The organism is Anoxybacillus sp. B2M1, assembly GCF_001634265.1.
Lineage (GTDB): Bacteria > Bacillota > Bacilli > Bacillales > Anoxybacillaceae > Anoxybacteroides > Anoxybacteroides rupiense.
Genome location: NZ_CP015435.1, coordinates 966,322 through 983,549 on the forward strand (window position 1 = coordinate 966,322; position 17,228 = coordinate 983,549).

The following is a 17,228-nucleotide window of genomic DNA, read 5'->3' on the forward strand; positions in this document are numbered from 1 at the left end:
TCTACCCCCTCACCCTTGTTTTGGTCATGAGTTTCATCAAGCCTTCCTGTGTCGCCTCATATCGATCTACTTCCCCGGTTATTCTTCCTTCACTCATCGCATAGATTCGATCACACATGCCAAGAAGCTCTGGCAGCTCCGATGAGATCATTAAGATCCCCTTTCCTTCTTGAGCCAGCTGGTTCATGATCGTATAAATCTCATATTTCGCTCCAATATCAATCCCGCGTGTCGGCTCATCTAAAATCAAAATGTCCGGTTCCGCAAACATCCATTTTCCTAATACAATCTTTTGTTGATTTCCGCCGCTTAGCTTTTCCGCTTTTTGAAAAACACTCGGTGTTTTAATTTTCAATCTGTTTCGGAACTTTTCAGATTCGATGATTTCCAGATTCTCATTGACAATAAACCACTTCGCGATTTTATTTAGACGAGACAAGGTCATATTTTTACGAATATCCTCCATTAAAATCAGACCGTTTCCTTTCCGATCCTCTGTTACATAAGCAATGCCCTGCTCAATGGCCTTGCTAACATTCCGAACATCAATTTCCACGCCATTTTTAAAAATTTGTCCGCTAATTTTTTTTCCATAAGATCGCCCAAAAAGACTCATTGCGAGTTCGGTTCTCCCTGATCCCATCAAACCAGCAATGCCGACAATTTCTCCTTTACGGATATATAAATGAACATCATCAATTACTTTTCGTTCATGCTGAAAAGGATGATAAACGTTCCAATTTTTCACTTCAAATATGACTTCGCCAATTTTTGAGTCCCGTTTGGGATAACGGGCTGTTAAGTCCCTTCCAACCATTCCTTTAATAATCCGATCTTCTGTCACATGATCTTTCTTCATATTTAGCGTTTCGATCGTTTTTCCATCCCGCAAAATCGTAATGGAGTCAGCAACACGTGCGACTTCGTTTAGCTTATGAGAAATAATAATCGCGGATACTCCTTGCTTTTTCAATTCTAATAAGAGATTTAACAAGTTCTCGCTATCAGCCTCATTTAAGGCAGCAGTTGGTTCGTCTAAAATGAGCAATTTCACTTTCTTTGCTAACGCCTTAGCAATTTCCACAAGCTGCTGCTTCCCCACTCCGAGAGTCCCCACTAACGTATGAGGCGATTCATCTAATCCGACTTTACTGAGCAATTCTTTCGTTTTAGCAACCGTTTCATTCCAGTTGATGATCCCTCTTTTTGCCTGCTCATTTCCTAAAAAAATATTCTCTGCAATTGATAAGTACGGAATTAAGGCCAATTCCTGATGAATAATCACAATTCCTAGCTGCTCACTCTGCTTAATATCTTTAAACTTGCATACCTCTCCCTTAAATAAAATCTCTCCATCATACGTTCCGTACGAGTAGACGCCGCTTAACACTTTCATCAACGTTGATTTTCCTGCCCCATTCTCCCCGCAAAGCGCGTGAATTTCACCTTCCCGTACTTTTAAATTCACATTATCAAGCGCTTTCACCCCAGGGAATTCCTTTGTAATCCCCCTCATTTCTAAAATAAACTCGGACATATGTCTTCCTCCTTGCGAGAGAGTACGGATATAAGGGGGATCAATGCCCTTGTATCCGCCTTTCTCTTCGATCTATTTCTCTAAGTCTTCTTTTTTATAATAGCCGCTGTCCACCAATACTTTTTCGTAGTTAGATTGATCCACCGAAACAGGCTCAAGCAAATAGGATGGTACTATCTTTACCCCATTGTTATATGTTTTTGTATCGTTAACCTCTGGTTTTTTTCCTTTTAATACAGCATCCGCCATTTCAACAGCTTTTTTCGCCAGTTCACGTGTATCTTTAAATACTGTTTGCGTTTGCTCACCAGCAATGATCGATTTCACCGACGCTAATTCGGCATCTTGTCCAGTTATAACAGGCATCGGCTTGCTGGTTGTGCCATAGCCAACTCCTTTCAGCGATGAAATGATACCGATGCTAATGCCATCATAAGGTGACAAAACAGCATCCACTTTTTCATTCGTATAATGGGCACTTAGCAAATTGTCCATTCTTGCTTGCGCAGTTGCTCCATCCCATCGTAACGTGGCTGCTTGATCAAATTTTGTTTGACCGCTGCGAACCACCAATTTTCCGGAATCAATATAAGGCTTTAATACAGACATCGCCCCATCAAAAAAGAAATAGGCATTATTATCGTCAGGCGAGCCCGCAAACAGTTCAATGTTAAATGGACCTTTCCCTTCCTTCAATCCTAGTTTTTGTTCGATGTATGTCCCTTGCAATACTCCAACTTTAAAGTTGTCAAATGTCGCATAGTAATCGACATATTTGCTGTTTTTAATCAGACGATCGTAAGAGATGACTTTAATTCCTTGTTTATGCGCCTTTTCAAGAACATCCGTCAATGCCTCGCCGTCAATCGGAGCAATAACTAAAACATTGACTCCTTTTGTAATCATGTTTTCAATTTGCGATACTTGATTTTCAACGACATCTTCGGCGTATTGCAAATCGGTTTTATAACCAAGCTTTCGAAATTCCTTTTCCATATTTTTTCCGTCACTAATCCATCTTTCCGATGATTTCGTCGGCATTGAGATGCCTACAAATCCCGCTTTGCCATCGCCTGCTCCATTTCCACTACATGCAGTCAACGCAAAGGCAAACATAAATAAAATCATGAATGACAACCATTTTTTCATAGCTTTTTTCTCCCCCTTTTATAAAGTGATTGAATAATTACCTAAAATATAGCACCAAGATAATTTTCAGTCTTTTCAATAAAATAACTATTTTTATAAAAATTTGACTTACTTAAAGCGCTTTCAAAAAAAAGAAGAGCTATTAATAGCTCTCACTTAACCAATGGAAACTTACGCGGATCCCTTTATAGTAAATTTTCATGAATTTCTTTAAAAAGGAAGGCCCCCTTACGATATTGATTTGGAGGGATTCCAACTGTTTTCTTGAAAGCTGTGCTAAAATAATGCTGTGTTTCATATCCTACTTGTTCGGAAATTTCATAAATAGGGAGTTCGGTAGAAGTCAATAACTGAATAGCCTTTTTCATTCGGGCTTCTGTTACTAAATTAACAAATGATACTCCAAGCTCTTGTTTCATCATGCGGCTTAAATAAACAGGAGACACGTTTAAAAATTGAGCAACAGATTCCAATGTTAGCTTTGGATTCGAAAAATGCTCTTGAATATATTGTTTGGCGCGGCGCACAATCGGAGAAATATTCGTTTCTTTATAAATTAGTTCTTTACAATGCTGATAGGCCTCAGCTACCTTTCTCATCCCTCCCTCGATGCTTTGTATGTAAACGTTAGTCTGTACATTCAAATATTGTTTCAGTGTTTTTTCAATGGTTCGGATCATCCCTTCATCAATTTGCCCCCAAATACAAGCGACGATAAATCCAGCAGTATCTCGAAACATTACATGACAATCAGTAGACAGCAATTCAGACGCAATGTTTTCGATTGCAAAAAAGAGCAGCTGCTTATCCCGGTCATTGAGCAATGGCTGATGATTAAAAAAATCTTGCCAATAAATCATTGCTAATTGATTCGGGGCAGATGAAGGAAGCTGGAAAAAGGAAAGTTGCGCCATAATTTCTTTCTCTGTCAGCTCGCCATGGATCCATTTTAAACAAAATTGTTGCCGGATGAGCGAAAAGTTTTTTTGAACCTGCTCCGACAGCATCCTGATGTATTCGTTTTGCTTGAACCCTTGTTCCAGCGCTTGTTTTATTTTCATTACGACCTCTCGCAAATGCTGAGGATGAGTCGGCTTCAATATATAATCGTCAACCTGCAAACGAATCGCTTCTTGTGCATAAGTAAATTCATCGTATCCGGTAATAACCACCATTCTGCATGCAGGCAGTTTTTCACGAATCTGCCTCATTAATGTAATGCCATCCATCATTGGCATATTCAAATCAACAAAAAGAACGTGAATCTCATGATATACAGCCAGTTCTAACGCTTCTTCTCCATCCTCAGCTTCCGCGATTATCTCCATGTCAAATTCTCTCCAATTGATTGCCTCTCGTATTCCTTCGCGAATAATCGGTTCATCATCAGCAATTAACACCTTCCACATCTCTCTTTCCTCCTACATCGCTTGTCTAACAATTGGATGGATCATCGTCACGGTCGTTCCTTTTCCTTCTTCACTGTCGATCCATAAACCGTAAGTACTCCCAAAGGTTAATTGCATTCGCGCTTGCACATTCAACATTCCATATCCCTGCACCTTTCCTATCTCCTTTTCTTTGTCACGAGCCGTAAAATCAACCGTTAAGTCTTCACGCAAAGATGACAATAATTCTTTTGACATTCCGACACCATCATCATGAATGCGAATGATCAGCTTTCCATCCTGTTCCTCAGCTTGAATCAAAATATGGCCAGGTCCTCTCCGCTGCTTGATACCGTGATAAATCGCATTTTCTACTATCGGCTGCAAGACAAGCTTTAAAATATATAAATCTTGAACGTTAGAAGCGATGTCAAATGTATAGTTCAACTTGTCTCGATATCTCGTTTTTTGAATGCTTAAATAGCTTTGAATATGTTCCATTTCTTCCGCAAATGAAATGATATCCCTTCCTTTGCTTAATCCGATGCGAAATAGCTTTGACAACGCTTCCACTACTTGGGCTACATCCTCCGCTCCTCTTTTTCTAGCCAGCCAATGAATCGTATCTAACGTATTGTAAAGAAAATGAGGTTTAATATGCGCCTGCAAGCTCCGAAGCTCCGCTTCCCATCTTTGTCGTTCCTTCCACTCTACAAGAGAAATGAATTTTTGGATTTGATCGAGCATTCGATTAAAACTTCTTCCTAACATACCGATTTCATCTGCACGAACACTGTGATAGCGGCTCGTTAAATCGCCTCCCTCTACTTTTTTCATAAATGAGATCAATTGTCTGATCGGTCGTGATAGCGAATGAGCCAAATAGTAAGAAGCGCCGATACCAATAAGACAGACCAAAAATACAAAACAAGTGACATAAAAACGGATTTCCATGATTTCTAACGCTGATTCTTGATTGGAGAAGACCCCAATCGTTGTCCAGCTTGTAAACGGTGAACGCTGATAAATAAATTGCAAATATTGTCCATCTACCTTCTTGCTAAATGTTCCGGAATCCCGATTGCCAAGCCATTGAGCCGGGATATTCGCGATAAGCGGATGGGCAGGTGAATAAATATTTTCGCCGCGATGATCGATAACCATTAAGTATCCTGATTTTCCTAAACGAACACTTTTCACGGCTTCCGCAATAACACGCAGCTTTAGGTCGATTAAAATCACTCCTTCTACCTGCTGAGTTTCTGGATTTAAAACGGCTCTAACAACTGACACCACTTCCTCTCGTTTATAATTCGTGTGTGTTGTTACATTACGTTTCTCCGGGTGGCCAATAATTTTAAAAATGCCTTTATTTTGTACAGCCTCCTGATACCATCCTTCCTCTGTGAGCGGCTTAGCTGAACGGGTATACATTTCGTTGCTGATATACTCTCCTTTATGATTAGCAACAAGAATACCCGCAACTTCAGGATACAATGTTGTTAATCCGCGCAGAAATTGACGAATTCGATATTCATCGCTCGTTTCACCAATTCCTTGCATCCTCTCGTTTCCTTCTAAAAACTTTTTTATTTCTGGATTAAATGCTGTTAAATAGGTAATATTTTGCATATTATTCAAGTAAAACTCGAGCGTTCGATTCACTTGGTTAATCACTTGAAGTGTATTTTGATTAATTTGCCGATCAATAATCCGATCAACTGTCCAACCTGTTACGCTCCCAAGTCCGATGGAGGGAAAAATGATAATGAATAAAAAAAGGAAAATCAGCTTATAGCGAATAGGTACATTATTAATCTGAAAATATTTCATTTGCTTCAATCCTGATCCCTCATTTCTAGCATCCGCATTCTTTCCCTTATTTCGCATAAAAGCTATCCACGTTTTCTTTCGTTACAACTGTAATTCCAGTGTCCATATACGCAGGCAATAAAGGATAGCCAGATGGCAAAGAAGGAGTTAAGCGATGGTGAAGGTGAAATAAAAATTGCAATGACCAATATCCCATATTCCATGTTCCTTGAGCCAATGTGGCTTCTATCATTCCTTGTTTCACCATATCCAATGTTCGTTTATCGGTATCAAAGCTAATAATTTTTACTTTCTTCGCTGTTGCAAACGATGCAACGGCTTCACCCACTCCGACTCCTCCATTGGCCTCGGTAACAAAAATACCTGATAGCTCTGGATATTGTTTTAACAGCTCTAGAGCGGCTTGCTTCGAGGCAAGGGCATCTCCTTTCCCATCCTTTACTGTTACGACTTCCATTTCCGGATATTCTTTATCAATCGTTTCAATAAACCCTTTTGTCCTTTGTTGGTGATTTAACTGATTGGGAAGCGTAATAACCGCTACTTTCCCTTTTTTTCCTAACAGCTCTGCCATTTTATGCGCCGCTGTCACTCCGGCATTATAATTATTCGTTCCTAGGAATGAAAACGCTTTACTAGAAAGAGCATCGGAATCGAATAATACAACTGGAATTCCCTGTTCCACAGCTTTATTAATCGTTCCAGTCAGTTTATTTGGATCTATTGCAGAAATCGCAATGCCAGCTGGTTTTTTGGCAATTACTTGCTCAAGCACCGTCACCTGTTCATTTACGTCATATTGTGTCGCCCCCCGATACTCTACTGAAACATTGAGTGCTTGAGCCGCATCCTCAAATCCCTTTAAACAATTTTTCCAATAGTCAATTCCAGATAAAAAAGTGACCATTACATACGTCTCCTCGATTTTTCCTTGTAAAGTTTGCTCTTCTTGATTAACAGTCCGAATACGGGAAGCTTGCAAATGATAGTTATATACATAAATGAGAAAGACACCGATTAAAAAAACATAAACCAATAACAATTTTTTCATGGCAATCCCCCTGTCTATTGTCACCATAGGATGTTAAAACATGATACAACTTGATTCGTTCCACCCTTTTTCTAAAATTGGATCAGGGTCTAAAAGATAGAAAAAATCCACTTTGAAAATCCAACAGTCGAAAAAAAGATTCTGCCGATTCGAATCGGCTAGAAGTCTAACCTTCTCATTACCCGTGATGCTAGTCGAGCATCAAATGCAACTATACAGATCTAGATTGATGCATGAACACTTGTCCCTCAGCGTGATCAATCCCCCCTTTTCACGTGAGCTTTTAATTCTGATCTCTGGAATCCCTCCTCATATCGTTCAAATTGAAAAATCCAGATAAGTAAGGCGTTTCAATAAGGCAAAAGAACCGTTTGAAACGCTTTATAGTTGAAATTCCAAAAATATATGTCTAGATTAGGAAACTTTCGGTATATTTATATGGTCACAGGCTTTTATAAATGTAGCGATCAGGCGCTAAATAAATCCAAAGCAAAAATATGGTTTCGCATTCGCTTTAATTTGTACGCATCAATAAACAAAATAGAAAATTCGTCCATTTCCGTCTCCTTATAAAACATAAAATCCACATATTTTTTGTTCGTACAATTTTATTGTACCATGAATAGATAATAGTTAACTATTGAATTTCAAATCGTTTACGATGTAGCTTTAGGAAGAAACGTGAAGAATCCTTTTGATTTGGAGGGAGCCATCTCTCAAGCAAACATATTCCGAATCAAAAAAATGAGCTGTTTAGGACAGCTCATTTTTTACATACAACTTACCGATGGCCCAGGCGACGAAATAAAGAGAAATTTGTGGATTTTCCTTCATCATGAAAACGAGTGGTAAAGGTTCGAATGCGTTGCTTTTCCACCGTATTGATGAGGCCGTTGTTTCGGCAGACGCCTGATTAAACTCCCAACGTTAACCTCAAAGCTCTGGAAATACTTTCGCTCATCAATAAAGAAAGCTGACACATTCAACGGTGATAAATTTTCCTCATGAAAATTTATCACCGTTTATTCCCTCACTTCAATTATATGGATTTTTTTGAGATGGGAATCCATATTTCGCTCTTGAAAGTGGGCGAGTGGATATTTTTATTCTCATTCCACAAAATTTCCGGCCCCTCAGCCGCTTCATAATGGGTTGAAGGAAACCATTCAGAATAAATACGTCCCCATCCTTCTTGCAATGCTTGGGGAAAAGGTCCCACTACTTCAAATACAGCCCATGTCGAGGCAGAAACCTCAAGCTTCGTTAGATGATCTGGGCATTCTTTCGTTGTCGCCACGCCAATATAATGGTCCAATTCTCCCTTCTCTTCCATTCTTCCCTCAGAAAAGTTCACAGAGGCGCTAAGCAGCCCTAACGGTTCCACATTTGAAAGCCGCTTCAACTCATTGATTGTGTCATCATCTAAGCTTTTCCACATGGAGGCAATCTCCGGATTGACTCCATGAAAAATCAGCGGAACTCGTCTCATGATGCCAACGATGCGAAACGGTCCTTTTTCTTCAATGCGATAGTTCATTTCATTTCCTCCTCTTACAGATAACTGGAAGGTCATGGACGGATAAGCTTTCAATGAACAGCCGCCATTCCTAGCTTCCGATGGTGTGATCCCATGCAGCCCTTGAAATGCTCGGGCAAATGAATCCGGGGAGCTGTATCCATATTTCAGGGCTATATCAATAATCTTTGCCTTGCTCTCCTTGAGCTCCAAAGCGGCAAGCGTCAGACGTCGGCGCCGGATATATTCGGATAACGGAATCCCCGAAAGAAAAGAAAACATCCTTTTGAAATGGTATTCTGAGCAAAGTGCCAGCTTTGCTGCTTCTTTAAAATCAATTTCTGCCGTCAAATTGGCTTCAATGTACTTCATCGCTTCGTTCATATTCTTAAGCAAATCCATCTTGATGACCTCCTTGACCATAGAATAACAGGAATGAAGGAACGCCGTCCGACATTTCGTGCCCAATCATGCAGGGAGCTTCCCGGATGGATCCATTGTCCCCTTTTCGCTGCAGACACGGCTGATCATGTTCAGAGCCGCCAAAATCGATCGAGCTTCGCTCTTTTTTTCCCATGGTTATAATATGGAAGCCAATACAAGCATTCATTCAAACCTGCTATCAAGCAAGCTGTCCTACCGCTTTTTAAGCAAAAAAACCGTGCCGTCTAAAAGAAGCGGCACGGTTTCTCCTTACTGATTGCGATTGAAAACCACAAGTTTTAACTCTGTCATTTCTTCGATTGCATAGCGGATGCCTTCACGGCCAAATCCGCTTTCTTTGACGCCTCCATATGGCATATGATCCACCCGGAACGTCGGAATATCATTGACAAGCACTCCGCCGACATGCAGCTTTTCTGCTGCTTCCCACGCGACATGGACATTATCTGTATAGATGCCGGCTTGCAAACCGTAACGTGAATCATTGACCAATTCAATCGCTTCATCAATAGATGAAACTTTATTAATCAAAACAATCGGCGCAAACACTTCATAGCACGATACTTTCAACGTAGGCGCTGCATTTAAAATGACCGTCGGCAGCAAAATATTTCCTTGCCGCTCTCCGCCGATTGCTACTGTCGCACCGCTTTGTTTCGCTTCTTCAATCCACTGCAATGACCGCTCGACATCTTGAGGTGTAATCAATGCTGAGACATCTGTACTAGCATCAAGCGGATCGCCGATTTTTAACTGCTGAGCAGCTGCAATAAATTTTTCTACAAATTCGTCATATCGTTTTTCATGAACATAGATGCGCTGAAGGGAAATACACACTTGCCCTTGGAAAGAGAAAGCCCCAAAGACACAGCGCGGGATCATCCGGTCGATGTCTGTTTGTTCATCGACAATGACGGCCGAATTCGATCCAAGCTCCAGCGTCACACGCTTAAGCCCGGCCTTATTGCGAATGCCAATCCCTACCTCTGGGCTTCCCGTAAATGTCACCATACTGACGCGGGGATCCGTGACGATCTGATCGCCTACAGTTCGGCCGCTTCCCGTTACTACATTGAGCGCTCCTTTTGGCAGTCCCGCAGCTTCAAACAGCTCAGCAATCAAATAGGACGAAAGCGGAGTTTGGCTTGCCGGCTTTAATACGACCGTATTTCCGGAGGCAAAGGCCGGTCCGAGCTTGTGCGCAACAAGATTCATTGGGAAGTTAAAAGGAGTGATCGCCCCGATGACTCCAATCGGCTCTCTCGTCGTAAATGCGATTCGGTTTTCCCCACCCGGCGCCGCATCTAACGGGATGGTTTCACCATGAATACGCTTCGCTTCCTCCGCAGCAAATTTATAGGTTTGAATGGTGCGGGCCACTTCCGCTTTTGCCGTTGTCAGCGGCTTCGCAGCTTCTGTCGCGATGATTTGCGCTGCCTCCTCTGAACGCTCCTGCAAAAGTGACGCCACCTTTTCTAAAATAGCCGCTCGTTGGTAGGCTGGCATTTGCTTCATTTTTCCCCGCGCTTCATATGCAGCCGCAATCGCTAAACGAACCTCTTCCTCCGTCGCAGCTGGAATTTCGGCAAGCGCCTCGCCAGAATAAGGAGACCGCAATGTCGTATACGCTCTTGCTTCCACCCACTCCCCATCAATATATAGCTTCTTTTTTTCAAAAGTCGTTTTCATCGTACTCCCACCCTTTCCTTTTGATTGCACAAACGACAGGTTGCCTCTAACACCCTTTCCGTTCTCCTCAATAGCCATAACATGCTAACACAACCACCATTATCTTTATTCGTCTTTTTGACGGAAAAGTCCTGCTGTTGATGATTCTCCACTTCTAAGGATATAGGCAATTTTTAACCTCACATTTTCTCTTTCATCTTTTTATTCACTATTTTCAATAGGTGTTGTACAATTACAATCGAAATAAGTAAACGTTTACTTCTCAAACATCCATTCACCAATCATTGAGTTCATCGGCAGAAAGCCCCGTTTGCTTATTCCTTTCGGATCATGTTTTATAGTATATTTATACTATTTTTACATTTATTATAGTTATAAAGGGAGCGAGCACACATGAGTTTTTCAATTTTTATGAGAAAAAAGGAGCAGCCCGCCAGCACAATCCATATTAATCCAAACGTTCCAACTAGGCTGGTCCGTCTTCAGAATCCTTCTATTAACAAACAAATCGAAATGGTTGCGCTAACCGAACGGGATCTGGCCATACTTCAAGCGTTAAAGCCGTTTATTGAAGAAAAAATCGATGCCATTGTCACCCGCTTCTATGATGTGCTTCAAACAGAGCCTTCACTGCTCGCCATTATTCAACAGCACAGCTCTGTTGAACAATTAAAACAAACGTTAAAGGTCCATGTCATTGAAATGTTCAGCGGAAGAATTGATGATGAGTTCATCGCGAAACGCACGCGCATTGCGATCGCCCATTTGCGTATCCAGCTTCTCCCAAAATGGTATATGTGCGCCTTTCAGCAATTGCTGTTGGCTCTATTAGACGTCATTTCTCCTCATATTTCTGAGCCGCATGCGCTAATGGAAGCCACTCAATCGATAACCAAAGTACTAAGCCTTGAACAGCAAATTGTGTTAGAGGAATATGAAAAAGCAAACGAAAGAAACCGGATGCAAATGGAGCAAATAAAAAATGAAATGAAAGAACAGCTCAAAGCGATGGTTCAAGAGCTTTCTACTGTATCAAGCGAAGTCAGCTCCTCGGCTGATGGATTAACAACTCAAGCCAAGGATATTTTGCAATTTGCTAAAGAAGCCGTTCAAATTGCCGATACGAGCGAACAACAATCGGTCAAAGGCCAAGAAAAACTACAGCGCCAGCAATCAACGATTCGTAATTTTCAACAGATGATGAAAAAAATTCAGACGGAAGTACATAGCCTCCAACAATCAGCTGCGAAGATTGAAAATATCAACAGCCTTGTCACAGCCATCGCCGACCAAACCAATATGCTCTCGCTTAACGCTTCGATTGAGGCTGCCCGGGCCGGAGAGCACGGAAAAGGGTTTGCGGTCGTTGCCAACGAAGTTCGCAACCTTGCCTCGCAAACGAAACAATCGGTTTCGAGTGTAGCGGACATTTTAAACGAGCTCAACTCAAAGGTTCATACGATCTCGCAATCATTGGATGCCATGGCTTCATTAATTGCTGAAGGTACAGATGATATGGAGAAAATCAATCAATTTTTCAATGAGTTTGGCTTGTCCTTAAAGCAAATTCGTGAACAAAATCAACGCATTGATCACGAAATGAAACAATACGTTCATGTTGTGTCAGAAATGAGCCAAGCCATCGCCGATGTCGCTGCATCTGCTGAACAGGTGGAGAAAGTGGCCTGTGATCTGTAGAGAAGCCGGATCGGTGCTACCGAAAGATATCGGTGCGCTCCGCCATCTGGCAGCCAAAGCCCCGATTACCCGAACCTACGCTTCGAATAACGGGGCTTTTTCCTATATGACCGACACTGATAAATCCACACCTACTACACCGACAATTTGCTGCTGATGCAAAATAGGCGCAGAAATCGTCAGGCACGGCTTCTTCGTTAACGCTGAGATATAAACGTCTGAAATAAACGTGTTTCCTTTGCTTGCCTCGATAAACCAAGGACGTGCCTTCGCGTTGACAAGCCCTGCGGGAGGATTGGAATAAACGAAGGTCCCATCTAAACGATTCGACCAGACCGCTTCAATATTAGAATGAGAGCGCAAAAATTCGTTCAAATATTTTTGGTGCTGCCGCTCGTCCAGTTTATATAATGGGCACGTCTGCAAAAACGTAAACAGCTGCTTTTTCGCTTCTTCGATCATTTGTTCATCAAGAGAAGCAATCGTTATCGCATGATCTTGTTTCATCATGCCTTGCAATTCGTTGGAAGTTTGCTCTAAAGCTTCATTGATTCGCATGATTTGCTGGACATTTTGGTGCTGACGATCCATATCCTTTGCTACTGTCTGAGCATATTCTTTATTTGCTACCGACATATTGGAGATTTCATCAAGCAATAACGCGATTTCTTGAATGCTTTCCGTTTGTGCCTCTACCGCTTGTGTCGAATCCGATACCATGCCTGTAATTCCGCTTAGCTTCCCCTTAAATGTATCAAGAATGTAAAGCACATCCGTCATTTCTTTTGAGCCATGTTCAATTTGTTCCGTCTCCTTTTTCACCATGTCTGTCGATAAAGCAATTTCTTTTTGGATCAATGATAAAATTTCCCGCGTTTGTTCAACCGCTTTTGATGTTTGTCCAGCTAAATTTCCGACTTCATTGGCTACTACCGAAAACCCTTTGCCGTGCTCCCCTGCTCGCGCCGACTCAATGTTGGCGTTTAATGCCAAAATGCTCGTTCTTTGTGAAATAGCACCGATCGTTGAAAGAATTTGATTGATTTCCTGCGATCGATTGACGAGGCTATCCATTTGCCGCAGCAGCATTTGATGACTGCTCCGAAGTTCCGCCATTTCTTCCTGTAATTTTTTGAGCGACTCCCATGAACGGGCCAGCTCTTCATAAAACAATTGGCTGCTGGAATGAATTTCTTGGGAAACAGCAGAAATCTGCACAGCCGCCGCTTCGATTTTTTTTATTTTTTCCGCCACACTTAACACATCATTCACTGTTTTTTCAAGGTGTGCCGTTAATCCAACTGTGCTTTCCTTGCTGGACGAAGATGTTTCATCGAGAGAATGGGCAGCCAGCTTCATTTGTTCAATAATTCCTTTTAACTGATCAGCTGCTACCTGGATCTGTCCCATAACATGTCGATTATCCGCTTCACCGGAATGATGTAACAAACCGTTTTCTTTCAAACGCCGCTTTAATAAAAACATACAATCTCTCCTTCGATGTTATATTTTATAACAAAATTATAACATTGATTCAAAAAACAACTGAATCTTTTTTTGAATATTCTTTATTTTTTTGGTATCCATTTTCCATCACTCGATGAGCCTTCCTGTCTCACTGATGATCCACTATTCTTTTCCATACATGATTTCGCTTAATTCGTACACATTAATAACTGTTTAAACCGATTCATTTAACCGTTTGTATATATTGACGAAAGAGGAGTGTAAACAAAATGAACCTGTTACGTCTATTCAATTTCGGACGTAATCGCAAGATGTGGAAGCAAGCATTACGTCTAATGGGGCGGCGAAACAATAACCGCACAGCGACTTGGAGCATTCTGAGCTTCGGTTTAGGAATGGCGTTAACGGCTGTTTTGAATAGGAGAAAAGCTCGAATCTCTGCATTTTCCCTCAAACAGCCACTTCAACAAGCCATGAATAAAATGAACAGCTTAATGAACCGAAATCAAGGAATGAAACAGCCGAGTTTAGCAACGGTGGAGCTTTCACAGGAGCTTACACAAAACCAAGCGAGCACGCCGACAAATAACCAATCGTCTTAGCAATCCCTCTTATTCCGCGCAAAATCTCTCCTGCCTTTTATGAAAGAGGCGGGAGGTTTTTCTATACGTTATTTGATTAACCATTTGCTTCTTAACCGTTGTGATACATGTCAAAATAACCGCTTGATGACGGGAATATACTAAAAACAAATCCTCCATCTTTGCATGGTCTAAACTCCTTCTACCCCCAGGTTTGCTGACGTTTTTCTAACTGAATTCACATGATTTTATTAAATAAAAACCCTTCACAGGAATCCTTTTCGTTAATGGGTTCGCAAAATCCAATAAAAAGACTTTTCCTCCCCACGGAACTCGTTAGCCACGACACGCAAAGCGCTGATAGATGAAACTTGTGATTCATCGATATTTGATATGAGCAAGGGCATGCCCCATTTTCTCCGGTTGAAAGTCACATGTACAGACTTGTGTTCTGACCATGAGTTTTTATACCTTTCTCCTACCGATTACCGCCTAAGGATAATCCATGAATCGATTGCATCGCCCACCAAGTCCAACATAAAAAAAAGAACCAATACATTGGTCCTGGTTTCCATCAGCGATTCATCTTCGATACAACGCCATATAAATATGACGCTTTTTCCATCTTTTCTCTCTACCCTTTTATCGCGCCACTGCCGTCAGCTTTTAAATGAAATAGCCAATCGATCATTGCGCGGATTTTGCGCGAATTTTCCGCCAATCTTGAATCAGGCGCTGTTGAACTTCGCCGTACAATTCATCCACCGTGCTGCATCTTACCACCTCTTTATCAATCAATGCAAATGGACAGCGTTTGCATGTCTTGCATTTTCCTAAACAGTCTTTGCGCTTAATTTTAATGTTTTTATAGGTATCTTTTAAAAACACATAAAGCTGTTTTGATTCAAACTTATTTTTCTTACAAAAACAGATCTTCTTCATTTCTGCCTTCCAAACCTCCGTAATGATAAAAATTATCATTTTCACCTACTCTCATGATACCAAAAAATTTTCATCGCGAAACAACAAAATTATTTTTTCTCGTTGTTTTTTGTAGATTTCAGTAGATTGTCCTTTATAGTCTATTCAGAAAAAAATAAATTTTTCAAAATCATTTTAAAGGGGGGAAATCATTGATTCATTTTCGCCAAGTGAACAAACATTACGGCAGCTTCCACGTTCTAAAAGATATCAATCTTTCCATTGAACAAGGAGAAGTTGTCGTCATTATCGGTCCATCTGGCTCAGGAAAAAGCACCTTAGTCCGCTGCATTAATCGTCTTGAAACGATCACAAGCGGCGAATTAATCGTCGACGGTGTGAAGGTGAATGACAAAAATGTCGACATTAATAAGCTTCGCCGCAATATCGGCATGGTCTTCCAGCATTTTAACTTATATCCGCATAAAACTGTATTGCAAAATATTACGCTCGCACCTATTAAAGTTTTAGGCGTTTCAGAAAAAGAAGCAAAAGAAACCGCTATGTATTATCTCGAAAAAGTGGGGATTCCAGATAAAGCAAACGCTTATCCCGCTGAATTATCTGGCGGTCAGCAGCAGCGGGTCGCCATTGCCAGAGGCCTCGCCATGAAGCCGAAAATTATGCTGTTTGACGAACCGACATCAGCGCTGGATCCCGAAACCATTGGCGAAGTGCTAGATGTAATGAAAACATTGGCTACAGAAGGAATGACTATGGTCGTTGTTACGCACGAGATGGGGTTTGCTCGTGAAGTGGCAGACCGAATTGTCTTTATGGACAAAGGGCAAATTCTCGAAGAGGCCTCGCCGGGAGAATTTTTTGCCCATCCGCGCGAGGAGCGAGCTCGCTTGTTTCTGAGCCGTATTCTTAGTCATTAGACAACAAATAGGGGGGAATTTTTATGAAAGCCAAAAGAATGTGGAAAAAAGGAAGCGGACTTGTATTAGCAGCCATACTCTGTTTATTCGCTTTAGCCGGCTGCAACAGCAGTGAAACAGCATCCACAGACAGCAAAGGAGACGGATCGAAGCAAACAGAATCAGCTCAAAGCACCCTAGACAAGATTAAAGAAAGAGGAAAGCTCGTCGTCGGAGTAAAATATGATTTGAATCTTTTCGGGTTAAAAAATCCGGAAACTGGTGAAGTAGAAGGCTTTGATATTGACATCGCCAAGGGTCTCGCCAAAAAAATTCTCGGTGATGAAAATAAAATTGAATTAAAAGAAGTAACATCGAAAACGCGAATTCCGATGTTAAATAATGGCGAAATTGATGCCATCATCGCTACGATGACGATTACAGAAGACCGGAAAAAGGAAGTCGATTTTTCTGATGTTTATTTTATGGCTGGACAATCCTTGCTTGTCAAAAAGAACAGTAAGATTAATGGAATAAAAGATATCAAAAAAGGAGTTACCGTTTTAACCGCAAAAGGGTCCACTTCTGCGCAAAATATTCGCGCCAAGGCTCCAGAAGCAACCGTCTTGGAGTTTGAAAATTATGCGGAAGCCTTTACAGCATTAAAAGCTGGACAAGGCGATGCCCTCACAACCGATAATGCATTGCTTTTTGGCATGGCGAAACAGGATCCGAATTTCCGGGTTGTGGATGAGACATTTTCTGAAGAGCCTTACGGAATTGCAGTGCGTAAAGGAGACAAAGAGTTTGTCGATCTCATTAACGAATATTTGCGCGAAATTAAGGAGAATGGCGAATACGATAAAATCTATGAAAAATGGATTGGAGAAAAGCCAAAGCAATAATAGCCATTTGAACGGATGAGCGGGCATATTCCGCTCATCTGCTATTCTATAGAAAGACCATTTGGCAACAGAGCGAATGCAGACAACAAGCCAAGCCACAAACTCTCCTTCTGCCACGCGAATTGTGCG

At 41.3% G+C, this 17,228-nt stretch carries 13 protein-coding genes; 4 read left to right on the forward strand and 9 right to left on the reverse strand.

Annotation, left to right across the window (positions count from 1 at the left end; all coding sequences use genetic code 11):
* Nucleotide 1 precedes the first annotated feature (1 nt).
* From mmsA to GFC28_RS04700, 7 genes are all read right to left on the reverse strand, one after another.
* The gene (gene mmsA / locus GFC28_RS04665) at nt 2-1,537 is read right to left on the reverse strand and encodes a multiple monosaccharide ABC transporter ATP-binding protein (RefSeq protein ID WP_044745418.1); all 1,536 of its coding nucleotides are present in this window, start codon (nt 1,535-1,537) and stop codon (nt 2-4) included.
* Between the two features lie 72 nt (nt 1,538-1,609).
* Complete coding sequence (chvE, locus tag GFC28_RS04670) at nt 1,610-2,686, reverse strand: multiple monosaccharide ABC transporter substrate-binding protein (RefSeq protein WP_044745419.1); 1,077 nt, start codon at nt 2,684-2,686, stop codon at nt 1,610-1,612.
* 185 nt (nt 2,687-2,871) lie between these two features.
* Nucleotides 2,872-4,095, reverse strand: coding sequence for a response regulator transcription factor (locus tag GFC28_RS04675; protein WP_044745420.1), 1,224 nt, complete (start codon nt 4,093-4,095; stop codon nt 2,872-2,874).
* A gap of 12 nt (nt 4,096-4,107) precedes the next feature.
* Nucleotides 4,108-5,907 carry a cache domain-containing sensor histidine kinase gene (locus tag GFC28_RS04680; protein WP_044745489.1) on the reverse strand — a complete coding sequence of 600 codons (1,800 nt, stop codon included), beginning with the start codon at nt 5,905-5,907 and terminating at the stop codon, nt 4,108-4,110.
* 46 nt (nt 5,908-5,953) lie between these two features.
* Nucleotides 5,954-6,958, reverse strand: coding sequence for a substrate-binding domain-containing protein (locus tag GFC28_RS04685; protein ID WP_044745421.1), 1,005 nt, complete (start codon nt 6,956-6,958; stop codon nt 5,954-5,956).
* Nucleotides 6,959-7,997: 1,039 nt separating this feature from the next.
* Nucleotides 7,998-8,876: an AraC family transcriptional regulator gene (locus tag GFC28_RS04690; protein WP_044745422.1), complete on the reverse strand. Its 879-nt coding sequence runs from the start codon at nt 8,874-8,876 to the stop codon at nt 7,998-8,000.
* A gap of 291 nt (nt 8,877-9,167) precedes the next feature.
* Nucleotides 9,168-10,607: an aldehyde dehydrogenase family protein gene (locus GFC28_RS04700; RefSeq protein ID WP_044745424.1), complete on the reverse strand. Its 1,440-nt coding sequence runs from the start codon at nt 10,605-10,607 to the stop codon at nt 9,168-9,170.
* A gap of 393 nt (nt 10,608-11,000) precedes the next feature.
* On the opposite strand from GFC28_RS04700, the gene GFC28_RS04705 reads away from it, so the two are divergent.
* Entirely contained in the window at nt 11,001-12,305 is a 1,305-nt protein-coding gene (locus GFC28_RS04705) for a globin-coupled sensor protein (protein ID WP_044745425.1), read from the forward strand.
* Between the two features lie 102 nt (nt 12,306-12,407).
* Here GFC28_RS04705 and GFC28_RS04710 read toward each other — a convergent pair whose 3' ends face one another.
* A complete protein-coding gene (locus tag GFC28_RS04710; RefSeq protein ID WP_044745426.1) occupies nt 12,408-13,790 on the reverse strand; it encodes a methyl-accepting chemotaxis protein in 1,383 nt (460 codons plus the stop codon).
* 251 nt (nt 13,791-14,041) lie between these two features.
* On the opposite strand from GFC28_RS04710, the gene GFC28_RS04715 reads away from it, so the two are divergent.
* Nucleotides 14,042-14,374, forward strand: a complete 333-nt coding sequence (locus GFC28_RS04715) for a hypothetical protein (protein ID WP_044745427.1) — start codon at nt 14,042-14,044, stop codon at nt 14,372-14,374.
* A gap of 666 nt (nt 14,375-15,040) precedes the next feature.
* Here GFC28_RS04715 and GFC28_RS04720 read toward each other — a convergent pair.
* Complete coding sequence (locus GFC28_RS04720; RefSeq protein WP_044745490.1) at nt 15,041-15,295, reverse strand: DUF1450 domain-containing protein; 255 nt, start codon at nt 15,293-15,295, stop codon at nt 15,041-15,043.
* Between the two features lie 191 nt (nt 15,296-15,486).
* Between GFC28_RS04720 and GFC28_RS04725 the strand changes: the two genes are divergently transcribed.
* Both GFC28_RS04725 and GFC28_RS04730 read left to right on the forward strand, forming a co-directional pair.
* Nucleotides 15,487-16,215, forward strand: a complete 729-nt coding sequence (locus GFC28_RS04725) for an amino acid ABC transporter ATP-binding protein (protein ID WP_044745428.1) — start codon at nt 15,487-15,489, stop codon at nt 16,213-16,215.
* Nucleotides 16,216-16,238: 23 nt separating this feature from the next.
* Nucleotides 16,239-17,099 carry a glutamate ABC transporter substrate-binding protein gene (locus GFC28_RS04730; protein WP_044745429.1) on the forward strand — a complete coding sequence of 287 codons (861 nt, stop codon included), beginning with the start codon at nt 16,239-16,241 and terminating at the stop codon, nt 17,097-17,099.
* The last annotated feature ends 129 nt before the right edge of the window (nt 17,100-17,228 follow it).